The sequence below is a fragment of the Fodinibacter luteus genome (assembly GCF_039541575.1).
GTDB classification, from domain to species: domain Bacteria; phylum Actinomycetota; class Actinomycetes; order Actinomycetales; family Dermatophilaceae; genus Fodinibacter; species Fodinibacter luteus.
The window spans coordinates 194471-218082 of record NZ_BAABGM010000001.1 but is presented as its reverse complement, the minus strand read 5'-3'; the positions used below and the strand labels follow the sequence as shown (position 1 = coordinate 218082).

At 73.4% G+C, this 23612-nt stretch carries 13 protein-coding genes; 11 read left to right on the top strand and 2 right to left on the bottom strand.

Features of this window, described 5'->3' with window-relative positions:
• The first annotated feature begins 20 nt into the window (after nucleotides 1–20).
• The 4 genes from ABD899_RS00920 (at nucleotide 21) to ABD899_RS00905 (ending at nucleotide 7189) form a co-directional block, all read left to right on the top strand.
• The gene (locus ABD899_RS00920) at nucleotides 21–1127 is read left to right on the top strand and encodes a glycosyltransferase (RefSeq protein ID WP_345201284.1); all 1107 of its coding nucleotides are present in this window, start codon (nucleotides 21–23) and stop codon (nucleotides 1125–1127) included.
• Nucleotides 1128–1181: 54 nt separating this feature from the next.
• Nucleotides 1182–3992: a cation-translocating P-type ATPase gene (locus tag ABD899_RS00915; protein ID WP_345201282.1), complete on the top strand. Its 2811-nt coding sequence runs from the start codon at nucleotides 1182–1184 to the stop codon at nucleotides 3990–3992.
• Between the two features lie 4 nt (nucleotides 3993–3996).
• Complete coding sequence (locus ABD899_RS00910) at nucleotides 3997–6549, top strand: alkaline phosphatase family protein (protein ID WP_345201280.1); 2553 nt, start codon at nucleotides 3997–3999, stop codon at nucleotides 6547–6549.
• A 103-nt stretch (nucleotides 6550–6652) separates the two neighbouring features.
• Nucleotides 6653–7189 carry a DinB family protein gene (locus ABD899_RS00905; RefSeq protein ID WP_345201277.1) on the top strand — a complete coding sequence of 179 codons (537 nt, stop codon included), beginning with the start codon at nucleotides 6653–6655 and terminating at the stop codon, nucleotides 7187–7189.
• A 108-nt stretch (nucleotides 7190–7297) separates the two neighbouring features.
• On the opposite strand, the gene ABD899_RS00900 is transcribed toward ABD899_RS00905, so the two are convergent.
• Nucleotides 7298–10873 carry a TM0106 family RecB-like putative nuclease gene (locus ABD899_RS00900; RefSeq protein ID WP_345201276.1) on the bottom strand — a complete coding sequence of 1192 codons (3576 nt, stop codon included), beginning with the start codon at nucleotides 10871–10873 and terminating at the stop codon, nucleotides 7298–7300.
• A gap of 134 nt (nucleotides 10874–11007) precedes the next feature.
• Nucleotides 11008–12567, bottom strand: a complete 1560-nt coding sequence (locus ABD899_RS00895; RefSeq protein ID WP_345201274.1) for a dolichyl-phosphate-mannose--protein mannosyltransferase — start codon at nucleotides 12565–12567, stop codon at nucleotides 11008–11010.
• Nucleotides 12568–12641: 74 nt separating this feature from the next.
• On the opposite strand from ABD899_RS00895, the gene rsmI reads away from it, so the two are divergent.
• From rsmI to ABD899_RS00860, 7 genes are all read left to right on the top strand, one after another.
• The gene (gene rsmI, locus ABD899_RS00890) at nucleotides 12642–13472 is read left to right on the top strand and encodes a 16S rRNA (cytidine(1402)-2'-O)-methyltransferase (protein WP_345201271.1); all 831 of its coding nucleotides are present in this window, start codon (nucleotides 12642–12644) and stop codon (nucleotides 13470–13472) included.
• A gap of 331 nt (nucleotides 13473–13803) precedes the next feature.
• Nucleotides 13804–15351: a M28 family metallopeptidase gene (locus ABD899_RS00885; RefSeq protein ID WP_345201269.1), complete on the top strand. Its 1548-nt coding sequence runs from the start codon at nucleotides 13804–13806 to the stop codon at nucleotides 15349–15351.
• A 240-nt stretch (nucleotides 15352–15591) separates the two neighbouring features.
• Nucleotides 15592–16299 (top strand): succinate dehydrogenase cytochrome b subunit, encoded by a 708-nt coding sequence (locus tag ABD899_RS00880; protein ID WP_345201267.1) that lies wholly within the window; start codon nucleotides 15592–15594, stop codon nucleotides 16297–16299.
• Between the two features lie 12 nt (nucleotides 16300–16311).
• Nucleotides 16312–18312: a fumarate reductase/succinate dehydrogenase flavoprotein subunit gene (locus ABD899_RS00875; RefSeq protein ID WP_345201265.1), complete on the top strand. Its 2001-nt coding sequence runs from the start codon at nucleotides 16312–16314 to the stop codon at nucleotides 18310–18312.
• A gap of 76 nt (nucleotides 18313–18388) precedes the next feature.
• Nucleotides 18389–19132, top strand: a complete 744-nt coding sequence (locus tag ABD899_RS00870; RefSeq protein ID WP_345201263.1) for a succinate dehydrogenase/fumarate reductase iron-sulfur subunit — start codon at nucleotides 18389–18391, stop codon at nucleotides 19130–19132.
• A 231-nt stretch (nucleotides 19133–19363) separates the two neighbouring features.
• A complete protein-coding gene (locus tag ABD899_RS00865; RefSeq protein WP_345201260.1) occupies nucleotides 19364–20071 on the top strand; it encodes a hypothetical protein in 708 nt (235 codons plus the stop codon).
• Nucleotides 20072–20155: 84 nt separating this feature from the next.
• Nucleotides 20156–23611 (top strand): ATP-binding protein, encoded by a 3456-nt coding sequence (locus ABD899_RS00860; protein ID WP_345201258.1) that lies wholly within the window; start codon nucleotides 20156–20158, stop codon nucleotides 23609–23611.
• Nucleotide 23612 lies beyond the last annotated feature (1 nt).

Below are 23612 nucleotides of genomic sequence, written 5' to 3'. Positions count from 1 at the left end.
GATGAGGAGAGGAAATCCTGATGCGGATCGCCCTGGTCGCTGGGCCGTGGCTGCCGGTGCCGCCACCGGCGTACGGCGGGACCGAAGGGGTGATCGACCGGCTCGCCACCGGCTTCCGGGACGCCGGGCACGAGGTGCTCCTGTACACCACCGGCGACAGCACCTGCTCGGTGCCCAAGGCGTGGGTCCGCGAGCGTGCGGTCCCGGAGTACATCGGACAGTCCTACGTGGAGGTCCACCACCTCCTGCACGCCTACGACGAGGTGGCGGACTACGACATCATCCACGACCACACCATCGTCGGACCGGTGATCGCCGAGAGCAGGGCCAAGGGCCGGGTCGTCACGACGAACCACGGGCCCTTCACCAACGAGCTCAACGAGATCTACGCCCGCGCAGGGCGGCACGCGGAGGTCGTCGCGATCTCCCACGACCAGGCATCCCGCGCGAGCGAGCCGGTGTCGGCGGTGATCCACCACGGCCTGCGCCCGGAGGAGTGGACCGTCGGGCAGGGGGAGGGCGACTACCTGCTCTTCCTCGGCCGGTTCTCGCCCGACAAGGGAGCCCGTGAGGCGGCGCTCGTCGCCCACCTGTCCGGGGTGCCGCTCATCATGGCCGCCAAGATGCGCGAGCGTGAGGAGATCGAGTACTTCAAGGACCAGGTCGAGCCGCTGCTCGACTCCCACGTGCAGTACGTCGGCGAGGTCGGCATGGTCGAGAAGCAGAAGCTGCTCGGGTCCGCACGCGCGCTGCTCAACCCCATCCTGTGGCCCGAGCCCTTCGGCCTGGTCATGACCGAGGCCCTGGCCTGCGGGACGCCCGTGCTCACGCTCCGCTCGGGTGCCGCTCCGGAGATCGTCGAGCACGGTGTCACGGGTTCGTCTTCGACAGGGTCGAGGAGCTGGCCGCGTCCCTCGACCGGATCGACGAGCTCGACCGCGCGGCGTGCCGGCGGGCGATCGAGGGCCACTTCTCCGCCGACCGCATGGTGCGCGAGCACCTCGACCTCTTCGAGCGGATCCTGGCCACGTAGCCCGATCACGGTGGAGCCCATCACCGGGCCGCGGCGGCCGGGGCAGGGGAACCACCCCGCGAGGGTGGTCCGGACCCCGCCGACCCGTCCCTAGCGTGGGGTGACCCGGCCCGGCCGCCGGGACCACCGGGTGATAGGGAGACGGGCCGTGAGCGAGACCGACGCGACAGGCACGACGGGAGGCGCGTCGACCGTGCCCGCCGGTGCGCCGACACCGCCGTACGCGATGACCGCCGACGAGGTCCTCGCCGCCGCCGGCACGGACCAGGGTGCCGGGCTGAGCGCCGCCGAGGCCGCGAACCGCCTCGCGACGCACGGCCCCAACGAGGTGGCGGCCGAACCACCGCCGTCGGCCTGGGCGATCGCGGCCCAGCAGTTCCGCGACCCGATGAACATCATGCTCGTCGGGGTCGTCGTCGTCAGCCTGCTCATCGGCGAGCGTTCGACGGGCATCATCGTCGGCCTCCTCATCCTCCTCAACATCGGCCTCGGCACCCGTCAGGAGCTCACGGCCCGCGCCAGCGTCGACGCCCTGGCGAAGATGCAGGTGCCCCGGGCCCGCGTCGTGCGCGACGGTGCCGTCAGTCTCACCGATGCGACCGGCATCGTCCCCGGCGACGTCGTCCTCGTCGAGGCCGGTGACGTCGTCCCCGCCGACGGGCGCATCGTGCGGTCCGCGACCCTCGAGGCCCAGGAGGCGGCCCTGACGGGGGAGAGCGCCCCGATCGCCAAGGATGCCGGGGTGCTCGGCGCGGCCGACGTCGCCCTCGGCGACCGCACGAACATGCTCTTCCAGAACACCTCGGTCACCCGGGGGACCGCGACCCTCGTCGTCACCGCCACCGGCATGGACACCGAGATGGGCCGGATCGCGACGATGCTCACCTCGGTGACCCGGAGCCGCTCACCGCTGCAGCGTGAGCTCGACTCCCTGACCAAGGTGCTCGGCATCATCGCGTGGGGCGCCGTGGCGATCATCATCGTCGCGGGCCTCGTCCGGGGGATGCCGGTCGACCAGCTGCTCCTGCTCGGGATCGCCATGGCGATCTCCGCCATCCCCACCGGGATGCCGGCGTTCGTCTCGGGGCTGCTGTCGATGGGGGCCCGACAGCTCGCCGACGCCAAGGCCGTCGTGAAGAACCTCACCGACGTCGAGACCCTCGGCGCGACGAGCGCCATCAACACCGACAAGACGGGCACGCTGACGCTCAACGAGATGATGGTCTCGACCGTCTACTCGGCGGGGTCGTGGTTCACCGTCGACGGCGAGGGCTACCGCAAGACCGGCGCCGTCCGGTCGGTCGCCGGCGCCCCGGTGCCCGACTTCACCCGCCTCGCCATGGGGCTCGTGCTCGACAGCGACGCGGTCGTCAGCGACGACGGGGCGGTCATCGGCGACCCGACCGAGGCGGCCCTCGTCGTGCTCGCGGCGAAGCTCGGCGTCGACGCCGAGGAGACCCGCCGGGCCTACCCCCGGCTGGCCGAGGTCCCCTTCGACTCCGACTACAAGTTCATGGCGACCTTCCACCGGGCCACGCTCGACGGGGCCGAGCACGTCATCGAGCTCGTCAAGGGCGCTCCCGACGTCGTCCTGGCGCGCTGCAGCCGAGCCGGCGGCCCGCTCAGCGGCTCCCAGGTGCCGATCGAGCAGGCCCGCGACGGCATCAACGAGGCGAACGCCCGGATGGGCGGCAAGGGGCTGCGGGTGCTCGCCTTCGCGGCCCGCCTCGTCGCCGACGACGAGCTCTCGACGATGCAGAGCGACCCGATGGCGCTGACGACCGAGCTGTCCTTCGTCGGCCTCACCGGCATCATCGACCCGCTGCGCGCCGAGGCGAAGGTCGCGGTCGCCACCGCGCTCGCGGCCGGCATCGACGTGCGGATGATCACCGGCGACCACGCCGTGACGGCCCAGGCCATCGGCGAGGACCTCGGGCTCGGCCCGGGCGCGATCAGCGGCAGCGAGCTGCAGGCCCTGACCGACGCCGAGCTCAAGGAGAGCCTGCCGCAGCTGCACGTCTTCGGCCGGGTCACCCCCGAGGACAAGCTCCGGCTGGCGCGGGCGATGCAGGAGCAGGGCGAGATCGTCGCGATGACCGGTGACGCCGTCAACGACGCCGCCGCGCTCAAGCAGGCCGACATCGGGGTCGCGATGGGCAGCGGCAGCGAGGTGACCAAGCAGGCCGCGCGGATGGTGCTCACCGACGACAACTTCGGCACCCTCGTCCACGCGGTCGAGATCGGTCGCCGCGTCTACGACAAGGTCGTCTCGTACGTGCGCTACCAGATGACCCAGCTGCTCTCGCTCGTGCTCCTCTTCATCGCAGCGAGCGTGTTCGGCATCAACGACGGCGTCGCGATGACCCCCTCGATGGTGCTCTACCTCCTCTTCTTCGCCACGGCCAGTGGCGTCGTCATCATCGCCGTCGACCCGGGCGACCCGGACGTCATGTCGCGTCCGCCGCGCGACCCCGCCGTCACCATCACGAACCGGTCGGCCGTGACCGGCTGGGTCGTCTACGCGGTGGCCCTGTTCGTCGGGGCGCTCGTGCCGCTCGTCGCCGGCCCGGACGAGCCGAGCCCGACCGCCGCGAGCACGTCGATGACGATGACCTTCGCCGTCATGGGGCTCGGCACGGTGTTCAACGCGATCGTCAACCGGCGTGACCCGACGAGCGGCCTGACCGCACCCGTCGTCAAGGCCCTGGCCATCGGCATGTTCCCGGTCGGGATGGTCTTCCTCGCCACCCAGCTGCCGACCCTGCGCGCCTCCCTGCAGACCGTCGAGCTCACCCCCGGCCAGTGGCTCGCGTGCGCAGGCCTCGCCGCCCTGCTGCCGATCACCGTCGAGGTGGGCAAGGTGCTGCGTCGCCGCCGCGCCCGGATGCCGTCCGCACCGGCCGCGGAGGTCGTCGTCGCCCCCGCGCGGGCCCGCACGTCACGACCCCTGGGATCCTGACGCCATGTCTGCCCGCCCCACCGGCCGTCGCCCGCTCGCGGTGACGATCGTCGTCGTCCTGACCGTGCTCCAGGCGGTCGGGAACCTCGTCCTCGGGGTCCTCGTCGTGGCGGCGGCCCCCGAGGCCACACCGATGGCGGGGCTCGACCCGGCCCAGACCGTGACCGCGCTGCGCATCGTCGGGGTGGTGCTCGTCGTCCTGGGCCTGCTGCAGCTCGGCATCGCGGTGCTCCTCGCACGCGGGGTCAACGGGGCGCGCCTCGCGACGACCCTCGTGCTCCTGGCCCAGCAGGCCCACTCGTGGACGGTGCTCGACGGGCTCCCCGCGCGTCGGGTCGAGGGGTTCTCCGGGCTGGCGCTGGCCGTCGTCATCGTCTTCCTCCTGTGGAACCCCTCGACCTCGACGTGGTTCGACCGGCACCGCGAGGAGGCGCTCGCCGAGACGCTGAACGAGCCCGGGCACCAGGACCCGGACCGCCGGTCGGGGGCGCGGGTGCTCGACTTCCTCCTGCGCCTCACCGTGCTCGGCGCCACCATCGCGCTCGCGCCGGGCATCGAGGTCGAGTCCACGGCGTCGCTGCTGCTCGCCGTCGTCATGATCTCGTTCGCCGGGTGGCTGCTCCAGCCCTTCTTCCTGCGGGTCGCGCTCGTCTTCGGCTGGTTCGGGGCGGTGCTGCTCGCCCTCTTCGCCAACGCGGCCGTCATCGGCATCGGGCTCTACGTCACCCCGGGCGTCACGGTGTCGAGCGTCCTCAGCGCGGTGGCCGCCTCGTGGATCTACGCCTTCGTCATGACCCTGCTCACCTGGGCGTTCAGCATCAACGGTCGGGACTACCTCACGGTGCACGCGATGCGGATGGGCGCCAAGGAAGGTGAGGTTCCTCACTCGGACGTCCCCGGGGTCGTCTTCGTCCAGCTGGACGGAGTGCCGGCGCCCCTGCTGCAGAACGAGATCCGCGCAGGGAACATCCCCACCATCAGCCGGTGGATCCGCAGCGGCAGCCACACGTGGACCGAGTGGACTGCGCGGGTCCCCTCGACGACCCCGGTGAGCCAGGCCGGCCTGCTCCACGGGGTGAACGACGGCATCCCGGCCTTCCGCTGGTTCGACCGCGAGCTCGGCCGCCTCGTCGTCGCGAACAAGCCGGCGGATGCCGCGCTCATCGAGAGCCGGGTCTCCACCGGTCACGGCCTCCTCGCCGACGGGGGGGTGAGCATCTCCAACCTCTTCTCCGGGGACGCGCCGACGTCGCTGCTCACGATGAGCGGCCTCAAGGAGGGGCGGCGCGGGCTCGGCCCGTCGTCGTCGTACGCCGCGTTCTTCACCCACCCGGCCGGCATCCTGCGCGCCGTGATCCTCACGGTCGGCGAGATGGTCAAGGAGGTCTTCCAGGCCCGGCGCCAGGTGCGCCGGGGTGTCGAGCCACGCATCCACCGCGGTGGGGCGTACGTCGCCCTGCGGGCTGCGACGAACGTCTTCCTCCGGGACCTCAACGTCGCGCTCGTCGTCGAGGCGATGATGCGCGGCTCGAAGTCGGTGTACGTCGACTTCGTCGACTACGACGAGGTCGCCCACCACGCGGGGGTCACCCGGGCCGAGTCGCTCGCCGCGCTCTACGGCCTCGACGAGGCCCTGCGCAGCATCGAGCAGGTCATCGACTCGGGCATCACGCCGCGTCCGTACCACGTCGTGCTCGTCTCGGACCACGGGCAGAGCCAAGGGGCGACCTTCCTCCAGCGGTACGGCACCTCGCTCGAGGACCTCGTGCTGCAGCACCTGCACGGCGACGCCACGGTGACCGCCGCGACCGGGGAGATCGAGGCGTGGGGGCCGGTCAACCTGCTCCTCGGCCAGCTCTCCGGGCAGGACTCGGTCTCCGGGCGGTTGACGAAGCGCGCCATCGCGGACCGCGACCCGCAGGCCCCGGTCGGACCGTCGGGCGTCGTCGAGGACACCTCGGGCCCGGGTGACGCACCGGCCGAGCTCACCGTCGTCGGCTCGGGCAACCTCGGCGGGGTGTGGTTCAGCCGGCACCCGGAGCGCCTCACCGCGACCGACATCGAGCGACTCCACCCCGGGCTGCTCGCTGCGCTCTCGGCGCACCCGGGCATCGGCTTCGTCGTCGTGCTGGGCGACGCGGGCCCGGTGGCGCTCGGCGCGGCGGGCACCCACGACCTCGCGACCGGCGAGGTCGTCGGCGACGACCCGCTCGCTCCCTTCGGGCCCGATGCCGTCGGCGACTTCCTCCACGTGTCGGCCTTCCCGAACGCCCCCGACATCTACGTCAACTCCCTCTACGACCCCGTGCTCGACGAGGTCGCGGCCTTCGAGGAGCTCGTCGGGTGCCACGGTGGGCTCGGGGGCTGGCAGACCCGCCCCCTGCTCGTCCACCCGGCGGAGTGGCCCGTGGACGCCGACCTGCTCGACGAGCGCGGCCGGCTGCGGGGGGCCGACACGGTGCACCGGCAGCTCGTGCGGTGGCTCGAGCGCCTGGGCCACCGCACCGACCTGCCGGCCGACGCCGGGACTGCCGAGCGGGTGAAGGCGCCGGGCTGAGCCGGCCCTGACGCCGGGTCGTGCAGCTGCCGCCCTGACGAGTGCCGTGGCCGTGGGCCCGCGGGGGTTGTGGGGCGCCGCGCTGTGGACTTGGCTGGACGCCATGAGCGACATGTGGGTGCCCCCGGCCGACGACCCGAGGCCCGCCGGTTCGCCCGTCGGCGAGCTCGCGACGTACCGCGACTACCTCACGCACTACCGGATGACCCTGGCCATGAAGTGCGAGGGGCTGGATGCCGAGCAGCTCGCCCGTCGCTCGGTGCCGCCGAGCACGCTCAGCCTGCTCGGGTTGGTGCGGCACCTCGCGGCCGTGGAGCAGTCGTGGTTCCGGGGCGTGCTCCAGGGCCGGCCCGTGACCCGGTTGTACCGCCGCCCGGATGACCGGGACTGGGACTTCACCGGGGCCGTGGCGGACGACGAGGTCGTCGCCGAGGCGTTCGCGACGTGGGAGCGCGAGGTCGCCGACGCCGATGCGTGGCTCGACACGCTCGACGACGCCGCTCTGGGGCGGCAGGTGCACCACCACGGGCAGCCGGTGAGCGTGCGCGGTGTCCTCGTGCACCTCGTCGAGGAGTACGCGCGTCACCTCGGCCACGCCGACCTGCTACGCGAGTGCATCGACGGCCGCACCGGGCAGTGAGCCGGGGGAGCTGCATCCCATCGGTGGCGAGGTGCCGGGGTCGCCAGGTGCCGGGGTCGCCAGGTGCCGGAGTCGCGAGGTGCCGGGGTCGGCGACGTGTCGCCGTGCTCAGGCCGGGACGAGGTCGGGCGCGACCGTCTCGGTCGTCACGGCGCCGGCGCACAGCCCGAGGAACGCCCCGAGGGCGATGAGCTCGTCGGGTGAGCGGGGCGCGAAGTCGGTGAGCACGCGTGAGCGGACGACGAACGCGCAGTGCTGCCCTCGCGACACCGCGACGTTGAGGCGGTGCCGGTCGAGGAGGAAGCCCATGCCGCGGGAGACGTCGGAGTGCGAGGAGGCGGCCATCGACAGGATGGCGACCGGGGCCTCCTGGCCCTGGAACTTGTCGACCGTGCCGACGGCGACGTCGTCGAGACCCGCGTCGTCGAGGGTGCGCCGCAGCTGCCCGACCTGGCTGTTGTAGGGGGTGATGACGATGACGTCGGAGGGCACGAGAGGCCGGGCCCCGACGGGCGCGCCGCCCGAGCCGAGCTCGGCGGGGTCGTGCCACGTGCGCCCGAGCAGGTGGCGCACGAGGTGGAGCACGGCGTCGGCCTCCTCGGGCGACCACGTCGAGTTGTCGTGGTGGTCGACCAACCGTACGTGCAGACCGGGTTCGACGCCCTCGAGGGTGCGCCGCGCGGTGACGGACTCCTCGGAGCGCAGCCGGCCGGCGTACGACAGGCGCGAGACCGCGTCGGTGAGGGCGGGGTGCATCCGCCACGTCGTCTCGAGGAAGTAGCCGAGTCGCGGGGACAGGACCGGCTCGTCGGCGGCGAGCCAACCGAGGGCCGAGGCGTCGACGGGGTCGGGATGGATGCCCTGGGAGACCTGGGGCAGCTGCTGCGGGTCGCCCAGGAGGAGCAGCCGGGAGCCCGCGACGGCGCACGCCAGTGTCTTGGCGAGGGAGAACTGCCCCGCCTCGTCGACGACGACGAGGTCGAGCTCGCCGCGCTGCACCCGCTTGGTGTTCGTGAGGTCCCAGGCCGTGCCGCCGATGACGTACCCGCGGCCCGCGGCCCGGTGGGTGGCGGCGAACGCACCCAGCTCGTCGGCCCGGGCCAGGGTGGTCCACGGTGCGTCGACGGTGTCGCGGGTGGCCTTGCCGACCTGGGCTGCGGGCACCCCGGCGGCGACGACCGCGCGCAGGACGTTCTCGATCGCCTTGTGACCCTGCGAGGTGACGCCGACCCGCCAGCCGTGCTCGAGGACGAGCCGGGCGATGACGCGGGACGCGACGTGGGTCTTTCCGGTGCCGGGCGGGCCCTGCACCGCAAGGTAGGAGCCGTCGCTGTCGAGGAGGGCCTCGGTGACGGCGTCGCGGTGTCGGGCGGCCCCGGTGCCCACGGGAGGCAGCCCTCGGCTCGCCACCTGACGTGGGGGCCGGCGGAGGAGGAGGTCGATCCCGGCGGTGCGGGGGAGCGAGTCGCCGGCGTCGATGACCGCCCGGGCGACCTCGGCGAGGGCTGCGTCGATGGGCCCGGTGCCCACCCGGTCGTTGGGTACGAGCGCGAGCGGGAGGTCGGTGTGCTCGCAGGCCGGCCTCGGCTGGAGCTCCTCGACGAGCAGGGTCTGGTGGAGCCGGCCGTTGGCGGCGAGCCGGTCGACCGCCTCGAGCACGGTGACTCCGGCCGAGGAGCACGCGTTGGCGTGGCCTGGCAGGGTCGTGATGCCGCTGGGCGGCGGGTCGGCGTAGACGGTGCTCACGCGGGCGCCGGGGGCGAGCGCGAGGCCGCGCATCGGCTCACCGTCGAGCCGGAGCCGACGCCTGGCGCTGCGGGCACCCGGGGGCTTGTGCCAGGGCTGCACGACCTCGCCCGCCTCGACGACGAAGCAACCCTCGGCGGAGCGCCAGTCGCGCACCGGGGTGCGCAGCCGCTCGAAGTGCGCCTGCCAGCCGGGCTTGTCCTCGCGGGCGTGGAAGAGCACCGAGGACGCGACGAGCGCGACGGCCTGCTGCTCCGGTGAGCGCTCGTGCGGCCTGACCCCGACGAGGCGCTCGCGCAACAGCGCCTCGAGGTCGAGGAGGGCGCGCCGCTGGTCCGACGCGACCTGCGCCGTGGCGGGCTCCGCCGACTGGCCGTCGCTGGGTGACCCGGCGCCGACGACCCCGACCGCCGACCCCTGCGCGAGGAGCCAGTCGCGCAGCCGCCACGTCGACTCGCAGTCGTCCCGGTTGTAGTCGGCGATCTCGGCGAGCAGGGTGGCGGCCTCGTCGGTGCGCCCGGCCACCGTCGCCGCGACGAACTGGTGGTAGACGACGATCGAGTCGGCGGCGTTCGTGACGGCGGCCTCGCGGGCCGCCATGTACAGCGGCTCGAGCTTCTTGATCGAGTACGAGCGCTGCGACACCCGGACGGCCGAGCGGACGACGGCGTAGAGGTCGACGAAGACCCCGTCGCGCAGCAGCTGGTCGATGTCGTCCTCGCAGACGCCGTGTCGGGCCGCGAGCCGGAGCAGGGCTGCCGTCTCGTAGGGCGCGTAGTGGTAGACGTGCAGGTCGGGCCAGCGCTGCCGCCGCCGCGTCAGCCACGTGACGAAGTCGACGAGGGCCTGACGCTCCTCGACGCGGTCGTGCGCCCAGAACGCCCGGAACACCGGGGCGCCGGTGTCGACCTCGACGATGCCGAAGAGGTACTCCAGGCCCCAGACCGAGGACCCGCGCTCGGACCACAACGGGTCGCCCTCGAAGTCGAAGAAGACGTCGCCGGGACTGGGCGTGGGCATGAGGCGCAGCGGCTCGGCGTCGACCACCTCGGAGCGCACCTCCCCCGACCGCTCGCCCTCGAGCTGGAGGCGGGCCTGCTCGCGCAGCCGCTCGAGCGTCGTGGCCCGCACGTCGGGGACCGGCTCGGTGCGCACGGCGAGGTCGTCGAGGGTCGTGACGCCCGCCTCGAGGAGTCGCCGGCGGGTGGGTCCACGCATGCCCGCGACGAGCAGGAGGTCGCGGGCGGCCTCGACCTCGGGCTCGCACACCTCGCAGCGCCCGCACGCGAGCCAGCGGGGGTCGCCCCACCGCGCCGCCGCCCCCGACGCGTGGTGCTCGGCGAGCAGGGCGTCGAGCCGGGCCCGCCGCGCGAGGTACACGGGGACGATGTCGTCGAGCGCGAAGTCGCGCACCTCGCCGCTGCCGACGACGAGCCGGGCGACCGGCGCGGTGGGCACGCCTGCTCCCGCGAGCATCGCGGCGTAGGCGGCGATCTGGAGCAGGGCGGGCACGCTCTCGGTGCGCGCCAGCTTCGTGTCGCTGACGAGCCAGCCGTCGGGGGTGCGCTCGAGGAAGTCGGCATGGCCGACGAAGCCGCCGTCGAAGAACGTCGCCTGGTAGACGACGTCGGTCGTGGGGGAGGCGAGGGCCTCGACGGTGCGGGCGTGGGCACCCTCGAGCGCCTCGCGGGTGTAGCCGGGTCGCTCGAGCTGCACGACGCGGCCCCGGTGCTCGGCGACCAGTCGGCGCAGCTCGGCCTGCTCGTGCTCGTTGCCGAGCTGCACGACCCGTGCGGCCATCGGGTCGGCGGCGACCGGCGCGACCTCGGCGCGGCCGAGCAGCACGTCGAGGCCGCGCACGAGGGCGAACTCGCACGCCGACGCGGTGCGCAGGTCGCTGGCGCTGATGACGAGCCGGGCGTCGCCGAGGAGGAACATGACCCGAACCTAACGCCGGCCACCGACAGGCCCGAGGTGCGCCACGGCATCCGGCAGGCCACGGCATCCGGGGTCGGGTGCTGAGGTGGTCGCCGGGGCAGCCGGCTGGGCACCCGACCCGGACGGGGGTGCGGCTAGATCCAGCTCGGGAACCACATCCTCCAGCGCCACTGCTCGTAGGGGATCGTGTCGGCGACGTAGACGGGGTGGAAGAACGCGAACAGCGCGAGGGTGAGCAGCAGGTACGCGCCGACGACGAGCCAGCGCCGCTGCCAGCGGGCCGGGTCGTCGTCGCGGCGCCCGAGCCAGAGGCCGATGAGGAACGTGACCGCGAGCACGACCCACGGCTCGAACGCCACGGCGTAGAAGGTGTAGATCGTGCGGTCCTGGAAGACGAACCACGGCAGGTAGCCGCCGGCGAAGCCCGCAGCGATCGCCCCGGCCCGCCAGTCGCGGCGCACGAGCCACCACCACAGCACGACGAGCAGCGCGACGATGCCGAGCCACCACACCGAGAGCGTGCCGATCGGGTTGACCGCCTGCGAGCACTGCTCGACGGTGCAGCCGTCGACCCCCCGTCCCGGACTCTCGTAGAAGAAGGACGTCGGCCGGGTCTGCACCATCCACGACCACGGGTTCGACTGGTAGGGGTGGGGGGTCTGCAGCGTGGTGTTGAAGTCGAACGCGTCCTGGTGGTACGTCACCCAGTTGCGCAGCGTCGGCGGCAGCCACAGCACGCCCTCCCCCGGGTGGAAGGTGTGCCACTGGCGGTGGTAGCCGATGTCGGTGAGGAACCAGCCGCTCCACGAGACGACGTACACGACCGCGCTCGTGCCGACCATGGCCAGCGCGGCGAGCGGGCCGTCCTTGACGAGTGCCCCCAGCCCCCAGCGGCGCACGCCCGCCGCTCGCCGGGCCCCCATGTCCCACCACACGGTGAGCAGCCCGAACGCGGCGAGGAAGAACAGCCCCGACCACTTCGTGCTCGTGCACAGCCCGAGGGACAGGCCCGCCACCCACCGCCACGGGCGCCAGCCCAGCCACGGCCCCATCCCCTCGGGCCACGTCCCCTGCGGGAGCGCGCCGACCTTCTCGGCGAGGATCGCCCGGCTCCGGTCGCGGTCGACGAGCAGCGCCGCGAACCCGCAGAGGGCGAAGAACATGACGATGATGTCGAGGATGCCGGTGCGCGACATGACGAAGTGCGACCCCTCGAAGGCGAGGAGGAACGCCGCGACGCAGCCCAGCGCCGTCGAGCCGAACATCCGGCGCGCGACCCGCCCCACGACGAGGATGGACAGCGTGCCGAGGAGTGCGACCGAGAAGCGCCACCCCCACCCCGACCCCGCGCCGAGAAGCGCCTCGCCGACGGCGATGACCCACTTGCCGACCGGCGGGTGGACGACCATGTCGCCGTCGACGCTCGAGAAGACGTCCGGGTTGCCGCCGACGAACGCGGCGTCGGGCTCCGTGAGCGAGTCGAGCACCCGCATCTCGACGCCGAAGCGCAGCATCGACCAGGCCTGCTTGACGTAGTACGTCTCGTCGAAGACGAGGGCCCGGGGCCGGTCGAGGTCCCAGAACCGCAGGGCGCCGCCGACGAGGGCGATGAGCCCCGGGCCCAGCCACCCCCACAACCGGTCCGTCGGCCCGGTCCCGAGCAGGCGCAGGCGCAGCTCGTCGGTCCGGGTCACCGGGTCATCCTAGGTGGGGTGTCCGTGCCCTCCCGGCGCCCGCGGGGTGGCGCCGGCCGTGCGAGGATCGGGCCATGAGCGGCGGCGTCCTCGTCCTGGCAGCGACCCCGATCGGCGACCCCCGCGACGCGGCGCCGCGCCTCGCCGACGAGCTGCGGCTCGCCGACGTCGTCGCCGCCGAGGACACCCGCCGGCTGCGCCGGCTCTGCGAGGCGCTCGACGTCAACCCGACGGGTCGGGTGCTCAGCTACCACGAGCACAACGAGGCGCAGCGCACCGACGAGCTCGTCGAGCTGCTGCGCGAGGGCGCCCGGGTCGTCGTCGTGACGGATGCCGGGATGCCGTCCGTGTCCGACCCCGGGTACCGCCTCGTCAGTGCCGCCGTCGGGATCGACGTGCGGGTCACCTGCGTGCCGGGGCCCTCGGCGGTGCTCATGGCGCTCGCCGTGTCCGGGCTGCCGGTCGACCGGTTCTGCTTCGAGGGCTTCCTGCCCCGGCGGGCGGGGGAGCGGGCCCGGGCGCTCGCCGCGCTCGCCGGCGAGCCCCGCACGCTCGTGCTGTTCGAGGCCCCGCACCGCCTCGCCCGGACCCTCGCCGCGATGGAGGAGGCCTTCGGGCCGGACCGGCGGGCCGTCGTGTGCCGCGAGCTGACGAAGACGTACGAGGAGGTGCGGCGGGGCTCGCTCACCGAGCTCGTCGCCTGGGCCTCGGACGGCGTGCGGGGCGAGGTCACCCTCGTCGTGGCGGGCGCCAGCGGGCCCGTGGCCGACCTCGAGAGCCAGCTCGAAGGCATCCGCGAGCGGGTCCACGAGGGAGAGCGGCTCAAGGACGTCTGCGCCGACGTGGCCGCCGCCACCGGGCTGTCGAAGAAGGCGCTCTACGACGCGGCGGTCGGCCGCCCCTGACCCCGTTCGCGCCGGCTCTCCTCGACCTCGTGCGACCTGGGTACGGGTTCTGGGAGATCGCCGACGGGAAACCGTGGGTCAACCGCACGAAGTCGACGCACCCGGCGCGAGGGCTGGCCGGACGGGTCGGCGCCCCACGGATGCCGTGTGCGCGCGCCGTGCGTCGGCGGGTCGTCGCCGACAGATGCCGTCCGACGGGTGCCGTGTCCTGCCGTCCTGACCATGTGCTGACCATCTCTTGACCCGCTCTTGGTTCACGCGGCGTGGGTGCGGGACTAGCGTCGGGCCACCCCAACCGGGGCCACCCACTGAGACACCTTGGAGATCGCACATGTCTCGTACCCCCCTGCGGATCGGCGCCGCCGTCGTCGCCGCCGCCGCGGCCGCGGTCGCGTTCACCCCGCCGGTGCTCGCCGGCCCGAACGCCTGCGACACGCGCGTGAACAACACCCACGCCAAGCTGCTCGAGTGCATCACGCTCGACGGCGTCATGGAGCACCAGCAAGCCCTTCAGGACATCGCGGACGCCAACAACGGCACCCGTGTGTCGGGCAGCCCCGGCTACGACGAGTCCGTCGAGTACGTCGTCGAGCGGCTGGAGAAGGCTGGGTACACGCCCGAGGTCCAGGAGTTCACCTTCCAGACCTTCATCAGCCTGAGCCCCCCGGTCCTCGAGCGGGTGTCGCCACCGCCGGCCGGTTCGGTGTCCACGTCGATCCTCAGCTACTCCGGCAGCGGAGACGTCACCGCCGCCGTGACCGCCCTGCCGGCGCCCCCCGCCGACGCGACACCGGGCTGCGAAGCCTCCGACTTCGCCACCTTCTCGGCGGGCAACATCGCGCTGATCAGCCGCGGTTCGTGCACCTTCGCGATCAAGGCGACGAACGCATACAATGCCGGGGCATCCGCTGTCATCATCTACAACAACGCGCCGGGCGTCATCAACGGCACCCTGGGCAACGACTTCACCCTCGACATCCCCGTCCTGGCCGTGACCCAGGCCGACGGGGCCGCGCTCGCGAGCACGGCCGGCCTGACCATGCGCGTCCAGACGGACACGTTCCGGGGCCAGGCCACGACGTCCAACGTCATCGCCCAGACGAGTGGCAACACCGACAACGTCGTCGTGGCCGGCGCCCACCTCGACTCGGTCAACGCCGGGCCGGGCATCAACGACAACGGGTCCGGGTCCTCGTCGCTCCTCGAGGTCGCCGAGCAGATGGCCAAGGTCAAGCCGGTCAACGCGGTGCGCTTCGCGTGGTGGGGCGCCGAGGAGGCCAGCCTCGTCGGCTCGACGTACTACGTGAACAGCCTCACCGCCGAGGAGAAGGAACAGATCGCCCTGTACCTCAACTTCGACATGGTCGGCTCGCCGAACTACGTGTTCTTCGTCTACGACGGTGACGACTCCGACGCGATCGGCGCAGGCCCCGGCCCGGCCGGTTCGGCCGAGATCGAGAAGACCTTCGAGGCGTTCTACAGCCAGCGCGGCATCCCGTTCAAGGGCACCGACTTCAGCGGTCGCTCCGACTACGGGCCGTTCATCGCCGCCGGCATCCCGTCCGGTGGCCTGTTCACCGGTGCCGAGGGCATCAAGACGGCCGAGGAGGAGTCCATCTGGGGAGGCACGGCCGGCATCGCCTACGACCCGTGCTACCACCAGGCGTGCGACGACATCGACAACCTCAGCTCCAAGGCCCTCGACGTCAACAGCGACGCCATCGGCTTCGCGGTGCTCCAGTACGCGATGAGCACCGTGGACGTCAACGGCAAGCCGGGCAAGGGCAACTTCCCCCCGGCGCAGCCGACCGACAAGCCGCGGCCGTCGACGTCGCTCCAGTCCGGGCACGCCGACGGCCACGAGCTCGAGGTCGAGTGACGCCGAACGGCACCACCCGCACCACCTCATGACCGTGCCGGCCCGTCCTCCTCGGACGGGCCGGCACCGTCGTCCCCGCCGGACCGCGGCGGTGCCGGGCCCTCGTGCCCGGCGACGCACCTCCCCGACGTCGGGCAGCTCGCCGCCCCGGCATACCGGCTGGTAACCGGGCGCATCTCACAACCGCAGACCTTCGTGCCACCCTCGCCCCGCGCGGCGGGCCACGTTAGGGTGCCGTCCGTGGCCACAACGACAGCTCCCTCGCGTCCCGCGTCGGCCCGCCGCACCACCATCGCCCTCAAGATCCTCATGGCGGGGACCGGGCTGGTGTTCGTCGGGTACGTCCTGCTTCACATGTACGGCAACCTCAAGGTGCTCCTGGGGGAGGAGGCGTTCAACACCTACGCCGAGCACCTGCGCACCTTCGGGGAGCCGATCCTGCCCTACGAGGGGCTGCTGTGGATCGTGCGCGTCGTGCTCGTGCTCAGCCTCGTCGGCCACGTCTACGCGGCGTTCTCGCTGTGGAGCCGGGCGGGCACCGCGCGCCGGACGAAGTACGCCGCCGCCAAGACGGCGATGCGCACCGCGTGGATGCGGTGGGGTGGGGTCTTCCTCATCCTCTTCCTCGCCTGGCACCTCCTGCACTTCACGATCCTCAAGGTCTCCCCGAACCCCGACGCCACCGGCCCCGACGTCGAGAACAACCCCTACGAGCTCGTCGTCGCGAGCTTCCAGGTGCCGTGGATGACCCTGATCTACCTCCTCGCGATGGGTGCGCTCGCGCTGCACCTCGCGCACGGCGTCTTCAGCGCCCAGCAGACCCTCGGCCTGACCAACACCCCGGCGGCCTACCGGCGCGCCAAGGTCGTCGGCCACGCGACCGCCGCCGTCATCGCCGTCGGCTTCTCCATCCCCCCGCTCGCGATCCTCTTCGGCCTGATCAAGTGAGGCACTGACACCATGACCGAGACGACCGTCAACGCCGGGATCGCCCACGGCCTGTTCACCGAGGGCGACAAGATCGCAGACACCAGGGCCCCCGCCGGCCCGATCGCCGAGACGTGGACGCGGCGCAAGTTCGAGGCGGCCCTCGTCAACCCCGCCAACCGCCGCAAGCTGTCGGTCATCATCGTCGGCACCGGACTCGCCGGCGGCGCCGCCGCCGCGACGCTCGGGGAGGCCGGCTACAACGTCAAGGCGTTCTGCTTCCAGGACAGCCCGCGCCGCGCCCACTCGATCGCGGCCCAGGGCGGTATCAACGCGGCGAAGAACTACAAGGAGGACGGCGACTCCGTCTACCGGCTCTTCTACGACACGGTCAAGGGCGGCGACTACCGTGCCCGGGAGACCAACGTCTACCGCCTCGCCGAGGTCAGCGCGAACATCATCGACCAGTGCGTCGCGCAGGGCGTCCCGTTCGCCCGCGAGTACGGCGGCCTGCTCGACAACCGCTCGTTCGGTGGCGTGCAGGTGTCACGTACGTTCTACGCCCGCGGCCAGACCGGCCAGCAGCTGCTCATCGGCGCCTACCAGGCGCTCGAGCGGCAGGTGGCGGCCGGCACGGTGGAGCAGTTCACCCGCCACGAGATGCTCGAGGTCATCGTCTCCGAGGGCCGGGCGCGCGGCATCATCGCCCGCGACCTCGTCACCGGTGAGATCGAGACGCACCTCGCGGATGCCGTCGTCCTCGCCTCGGGGGGCTACGGGAACGTCTTCTTCCTCTCGACGAACGCGATGGGCTCCAACGTCACGGCATCCTGGCGCGCCCACCGCAAGGGCGCCTACATGGCCAACCCCTGCTACACGCAGATCCACCCGACGTGCATCCCGGTCTCGGGCGACCACCAGAGCAAGCTGACCCTCATGTCGGAGTCGCTGCGCAACGACGGCCGGATCTGGGTGCCGAAGCGTCGCGAAGACTGCGACAAGGACCCGCGCCAGATCCCCGAGGAGGACCGCGACTACTACCTCGAGCGCATCTACCCGAGCTTCGGCAACCTCGTGCCGCGCGACATCGCCTCGCGCCAGGCGAAGAACGTGTGCGACGAGGGTCGCGGTGTCGGCCCGATGGTGGGCGACTTCCGCCGGGGCGTCTACCTCGACTTCACCGACGCCATCGCCCGCCTGGGCAAGGCGGCGGTCGAGGCGAAGTACGGCAACCTGTTCGACATGTACGCCCGGATCACCGGGGAGAACCCCTACGAGGTGCCGATGCGGATCTACCCCGCTGTGCACTACGTCATGGGCGGGCTGTGGGTCGACTACGACCTCCAGTCGACGATCCCCGGGCTCTTCGTCACCGGCGAGGCCAACTTCTCCGACCACGGCGCGAACCGGCTCGGCGCCTCGGCCCTCATGCAGGGCCTCGCCGACGGCTACTTCGTCCTGCCGAACACGATCCGCGACTACCTCGCGAGGGGCCCGTTCGAGCCGCTGTCGGCCGACGCCCCCGCCGTCGTCGAGGCGCGATCGTCGGTCGAGGAGCGCACCCGGCGCCTGCTCGCGATCCAGGGCGAACGCAGCGTCGACTCCTTCCACAAGGAGCTCGGCCACATCATGTGGGAGTACTGCGGCATGGAGCGCTCCGAGGAGGGGCTGCTCAAGGCCATCGACCTCATTCGCGGCCTGCGCGAGGAGTTCTGGCGCAACGTGCGCGTGCTCGGCGCCGGCGACACCCTCAACCAGAGCCTCGAGAAGGCCGGTCGGGTCGCCGACTTCCTCGAGCTCGGCGAGCTCATGTGCATCGACGCCCTCCACCGCCGCGAGTCCTGCGGCGGCCACTTCCGCGCCGAGTCCCAGACCGAGGACGGCGAGGCCCTGCGCCACGACGACGAGTTCCTCTACGTCGCGGCGTGGGAGTTCGCCGGAGGCACCGGCGACGGCGAGATGGGCGCCCCCGTGCTGCACAAGGAGGACCTCGTCTACGAGGCGATCGAGCTCAAGCAGCGGAGCTACAAATGACGCACCGCGGGCGTCGCCCCCGACCCCGCTCGCCCCACGCACTGACCCCCGACGCGCCCACCCAAGGACCCCGCGCATGAACCTCACCCTGAAGATCTGGCGCCAGGCCGGACCGCGCCACACCGGCGACCTCGTCGTCTACAAGGTCAAGGACATCAGCCCGGACATGAGCTTCCTCGAGATGCTCGACGTCCTCAACGAGCAGCTCAACGCCAAGGGCGAGGAGCCCATCGCGTTCGACTCCGACTGCCGCGAGGGCATCTGCGGCATGTGCGGCCTGATGATCTCCGGCGAGGCCCACGGCCCCGAGAAGACGACGACGTGCCAGCTGCACATGCGCAGCTTCAGCGACGGCGAGGTCATCACGATCGAGCCGTGGCGCGCCAACGCCTTCCCGGTCATCAAGGACCTCGTCGTCGACCGCGGCGCCTTCGACCGGATCATCCAGGCCGGCGGCTACATCTCGGTCAACACCGGCTCCGCCCCGGACGCGCACGCCACGCCGGTGCCCAAGCCCGATGCCGACCGGGCCTTCCAGGCGGCCGAGTGCATCGGCTGCGGCGCCTGCGTCGCGGCCTGCCCGAACGCGAGCGCCATGCTCTTCATGGGGGCCAAGGTCACCCACCTCGCCGAGCTGCCCCAGGGCCAGCCGGAACGGATGGCCCGGGTCGTGTCCATGGTCGACCAGCACGACCACGAGGGCTTCGGCGGCTGCACGAACGTCGGCGCCTGCTCGCAGGCCTGCCCCAAGGGCATCCCGCAGGACGTCATCTCGACGCTCAACAAGGACCTCCGCACCGCGATGCGCACCGGCCACTGAGGCCGCCGTCCACGCCGCGGCCCGCCGAGCCGGAAGGCCCGCCCACCCGAGAGGGGGGCGGGCCTTCGCCGTGGGTGCGGGGGTGGTCGCCCCGGCGACCGTCTCCGCCCTCGCCGCGGGAGACAGCGCTGCCGGATGCCGTGGCGAGGGTGTCCAAGTCGGCGTCAAGTGGGCTGCAAGGGCGGGCCGGGACGGTGGTCCCACCACACCACCGATGAAGGGACACCACCCATGACCACCCTGCGCACCCACGGCTGGCGCCTGCTCCTCCTCGGCTCCGGCGTCTTCGTGATGGCCGGCGGCCCCCGGCACCCCGAGGCCGACGCCAGCCACCCGCTCCGGGAGGAGCTCGCGACGATGACCGCACACCCCGACTGGGTCCCGGCCCACGCGCTCGTGCTCGTGAGCGCCGTCCTCCTGACCCTCGGCCTGTGGGCGGCCCGGGCGAGCGGCACCTGGCCGCTGTCGACCCGGCGCTCCCTGACCGTCGGCGCCCTGGCGACGTCGGTCTACGTCGTCGAAGCGGTCCTCCACCTCGCGGCGGTCGTCGACAGCCACGCCCTCGCCCACGGCGGGGCGGCTCCCGTCGCGTTCACCCACGTCGGGCTGAGCATCGTGCTCTACCCGGTGACCGGTCTCGCCATCGCGGGCCTCGCGCTGTCGTACGGCCGGGCCCTCGGTGGCTGGCGGCGCGCCGTCGCGGCGGTCGGTGTCGTCGCCGGCCTCGCCCAGGCGGTGTCGGTTCCGCTGACCCTCGTGCTTCCGGATGCCGAGCTGTCGCCGGTGTTCGCCGCGGCCGGCATCCTCACGGCCGTCTGGGCGATGGGCACCGCCATCGCGGGGGTCCGCTCGCCGCGCACCAGCACCCCGCACGGTGCGGCGTCGGCCGAGGCGCTGCCCTCGAACGCTGCTGGCGTGCCCCAGCGGGTCCCCGCCTGACACCCTCCTCGCCCTGAGTGCGGAAACGGTTGCCCCGGCGACCGTTTCCGCACTCACGGCCGGGACCGGCGCTAGCATCGGCCGATGCAGGTGCGCGTGCTGGGCGACCTCGAGGTGCTCGTCGACGACGTGCCCCTCGAGCTCGGCGGCCCCAAGCCGCGCGCCCTGCTCGCCCTCCTCGTCGTCGGCGAGGGTCGCCCGGTCTCCATCGAGCACCTCATCGACCAGATCTGGGGCGACGAGCCCCCCGAGCGCGTCGAGGCCTCACTCCAGTCCTACGTCGCGCGCCTGCGCCGGGTGCTCGAGCCCGCCCGCGACGCGCGCGCGGCCGCCCGGGTGCTGCGCACCCACCCCGGGGGCTACTCCCTCGACCTCCCCCCGGATGCCGTCGACGCCCGCCGCTTCACGGCACTGCTCGGGCGGGGTCGGGACCGCGCGGCCCCGGACCCCGGGGCCGCCGAGGGCCTGCTCGGCAAGGCGCTCGACCTCTGGCGCGGGGACGCGTTCGCCGGGCTCCCCGGCTCGGCCCTGGCCGCCGAGGCCGTGCGGCTCGACGAGCTGCGCGCGGGTGCCCTCGAGGACCTGTGGGAGCTGCGGGTGCGCGCCGGCCGGCATCCCGAGGCGGTCGCCGAGCTCGAGCACCTCGTGACCCTCCACCCCCTCCGCGAGCGGCTGTGGGCGCTGCTCGCCCGGGCGCTCTACGGCGCGCACCGGCAGGGCGACGCCCTCGCGGCCCTGCGGCGCGCCCGCGACCACCTCGCCGACGAGCTCGGCGTCGACCCCGGGCCCGAGCTGCGCCGGGTGGAGGAGCTCGTGCTGCGCCAGGACCCCGAGCTCGACGCACCTGCACCGCCGCCGGCCCGGGCCTTGGCCGCATCGGCTGCGACGCCGGGTTCAGCGGGCGCACCGACCCCACCGACCCCACCGACCCCACCGGCCCCGTCGGCCTCACCGGTCGCCTCGGCCGCCCCGGCCGTACCGGCCGCACCGGTCCTGCTGGCCGCCCCCGCCCGGACCACCCCGCCGACCGTCCCGGACACCGAGCCGCTCGTCGGGCGCGACGGCGTCCTCGACGACCTCACCGCCGTGCTCGGTGAGGCGGCGGGGCAGGGACGGGGCCGGCTCGTCCTCGTGACCGGGGAGCCCGGCATCGGCAAGACGAGCCTGCTGCGGGCGCTCGCGGGCCGGGCCGCAGCCCTGGGGATGCGGTGCGGCGCGGGCACCTGGGAGACCGAGGCGGTGCCGGCGCTGTGGGGCTGGACCCACGCGGTCGGCGAGGCCCTCGGCGCGGCGGACGTCCTCGTGGCGGCGACCGGCGACGACGTCGACGCGGCGTCGGTCAGCGTCCGGCAGGCCGATGCGCTCGTGGCGACGCTCCAGGGCGGGCAGGCCACCCTCCTGCTCCTCGACGACGTGCACTGGGCGGATGCCGACAGCCTGCGCCTGCTCCTGCGCGTCGCCGCCCGGGTGCGGTCGGTGCCGCTCGTCGTCGTCGCGGGGCTGCGCTCGTCGGAGGCCGACCACGGCCCGGCGGTCGCCTCGATGCTGGCCGGGCTGGCCCGCCTCGACCCCGTGCGTGTCGAGCTCGGCGGCCTCGACGTCGCGGCGGTCACCGACTGGGTGGCCGGCCGGGCCGGTGTCGAGGTCGGGGCCGAGGTCGCCGCCGCCCTCGTCGACCGCTCCGGGGGCAACCCCCTGTACGTCGGCGAGCTCGTGCGGCTGCTCGTGGGGCACGGCGCGCTCGGCTCGCTCGACGCGCCCGCGTGGCGCACGGTGCCCGACAACGTGCGTGACCTCGTGCGGCACCGCACCGCAGGACTGCCGACCGGCTCGGCGCACGTGCTGCGCACCGCGGCCGTGGCGGGGCGGGTGTTCGACCTGCTCGTCGTCGAGCGCGCCTGCGGTGAGGACGGCGCGACCGTCGACGAGGCGGTCGAGTCCGCGCTCGTGCTCGGGCTCGTCGAGGCGGACGACGTCGGCCGCTACCGCTTCACCCACGCCCTCGTGCGTGACGCCCTCTACGCGATGGTGCCGCCCCCGACCCGAGCCCGGACCCACGCGGCGGTGGCCACCGCGCTCGAGGACCGGTACGCCGGCGCGGTCGGTGCCCACGTCTCCGAGCTCGCCGAGCACTACCGCCTGGCCGGCCCCGCGCTCGCCCGGTCGGCGTGGCTCTTCGCGACCCGCGCCGCGGAGGCGGCGGCGGCCCAGTCGGCGTGGGACGAGGCGCTGCGCCTGCACGACCTCGCCGCGACGCTCCAGGAGTCCGACGCGGCCGCCACGCCGGTCGAGCGCGAGGGCGTGCTGCTCGGCCGGTCGGCCGCCCTCCTGCGCCTCGGTCACCCGATCCAGGCCTGGCCGGTCGTGTCCGAGGCTGCGAGGTCGGCCCTGGCCCGCGGCGACGTCGACGCCGCTGCCACGGCCCTCATCTCGATCACCCTCGGGAGCGTCTGGGGCTGGCGCCAGACCTCGGAGTACGACGAGGACGCCGTCGCCCTGTGGGAGCGGGTGCTCGACCTCCTGCCCGCGGACCGCGAGGCGACCCGGGCGCACGTCCGGGCCGCGGTGGCCGCCGAGCTGCTCTACGTCCCCGGCGCGGCCGGTCGCGCCACGGCCCTCGCCGACACCGCGGTCAGCACGGTGCGGCGGTGCGGAGCGAGCCCGGCCCAGCGACTCCACGTGCTCCGCCTCGCGCTCCAGGCCATGCCCCGGCCCGACCTGCTCCACCACCGGGCGGCGCTCCACGACGAGTTCGTCGAGCTCGCCGACGCCGTGGGCGACACCTCGGCGCTCAGCACGGGGCTCACCGGCCGGGCGTCCGACCGCGTCGACCTCGGCCGCCTCGCCGAGGGGCGCGAGGACATCGCCCGTGCCGATGCGATCGCGCGACGGCACCGCCTGCCGCAGAACGTCGTCATCGCCGGCTGGGCTCGCGCGACGCTCCACCAGCTCGACGGCGACGAGGCCGCCGCGGAGGCCGTCATCGCCGAGACGGCCGCCCTCGACGCCACGCTCTCGATGGCGGGGCACGGCATCCCGCTGTACAAGCGCAGCATCCTGCGGCTCATCGACGGCCGCCTTCCCGAGCTCGAGCCCGAGCTGCGGGCGGCTGCGAGCAGCCCGCTCTTCCGCGACATGCACGCCCTGGCGCTCGTCGAGGCCGGCCGCCACGACGAGGCCCGCACCCTGCTCGGCCCGTGGTCCGAGCAGCCCCCCGTGCCGTGGAACTACCTCTGGGTCATCTTCACCGTCGTCCGGGCCCGCCTGTGGTGCCGGCTCGGGGACCCGGATGCCGTCGCAGCCCTGCGCGCCGACCTCACCCCGTTCGCGGACCGGTTCGCGACCGGGTCGGTCGCCGTCGCCTTCCTCGGCTCGGTCGAGCTCGCGCTCGCCGAGCTGGCCGCGACGGCCGGCGAGCGCGACGCCGCGACCGAGCACCTCGCGCACGCGCGCCGGGTGCACGAGGAGCTCGGCCTCGACCTCTGGGTGCGCCTCACCGACGAGCTCGGCGACCGGCTCGGCCTGTCGGGGGGCGGCTGAA

Coding starts and splice junctions, on each gene's coding strand:
- ABD899_RS00920 (WP_345201284.1), top strand. CDS start 21: ATGCGGATCGCCCTGGTCGCTGGGCCGTGGCTGCCGGTGCCGCCACCG.
- ABD899_RS00910 (WP_345201280.1), top strand. CDS start 3,997: ATGTCTGCCCGCCCCACCGGCCGTCGCCCGCTCGCGGTGACGATCGTC.
- ABD899_RS00905 (WP_345201277.1), top strand. CDS start 6,653: ATGAGCGACATGTGGGTGCCCCCGGCCGACGACCCGAGGCCCGCCGGT.
- ABD899_RS00900 (WP_345201276.1), bottom strand. CDS start 10,873: ATGTTCCTCCTCGGCGACGCCCGGCTCGTCATCAGCGCCAGCGACCTG.
- rsmI (WP_345201271.1), top strand. CDS start 12,642: ATGAGCGGCGGCGTCCTCGTCCTGGCAGCGACCCCGATCGGCGACCCC.
- ABD899_RS00885 (WP_345201269.1), top strand. CDS start 13,804: ATGTCTCGTACCCCCCTGCGGATCGGCGCCGCCGTCGTCGCCGCCGCC.
- ABD899_RS00875 (WP_345201265.1), top strand. CDS start 16,312: ATGACCGAGACGACCGTCAACGCCGGGATCGCCCACGGCCTGTTCACC.
- ABD899_RS00870 (WP_345201263.1), top strand. CDS start 18,389: ATGAACCTCACCCTGAAGATCTGGCGCCAGGCCGGACCGCGCCACACC.
- ABD899_RS00865 (WP_345201260.1), top strand. CDS start 19,364: ATGACCACCCTGCGCACCCACGGCTGGCGCCTGCTCCTCCTCGGCTCC.
- ABD899_RS00860 (WP_345201258.1), top strand. CDS start 20,156: ATGCAGGTGCGCGTGCTGGGCGACCTCGAGGTGCTCGTCGACGACGTG.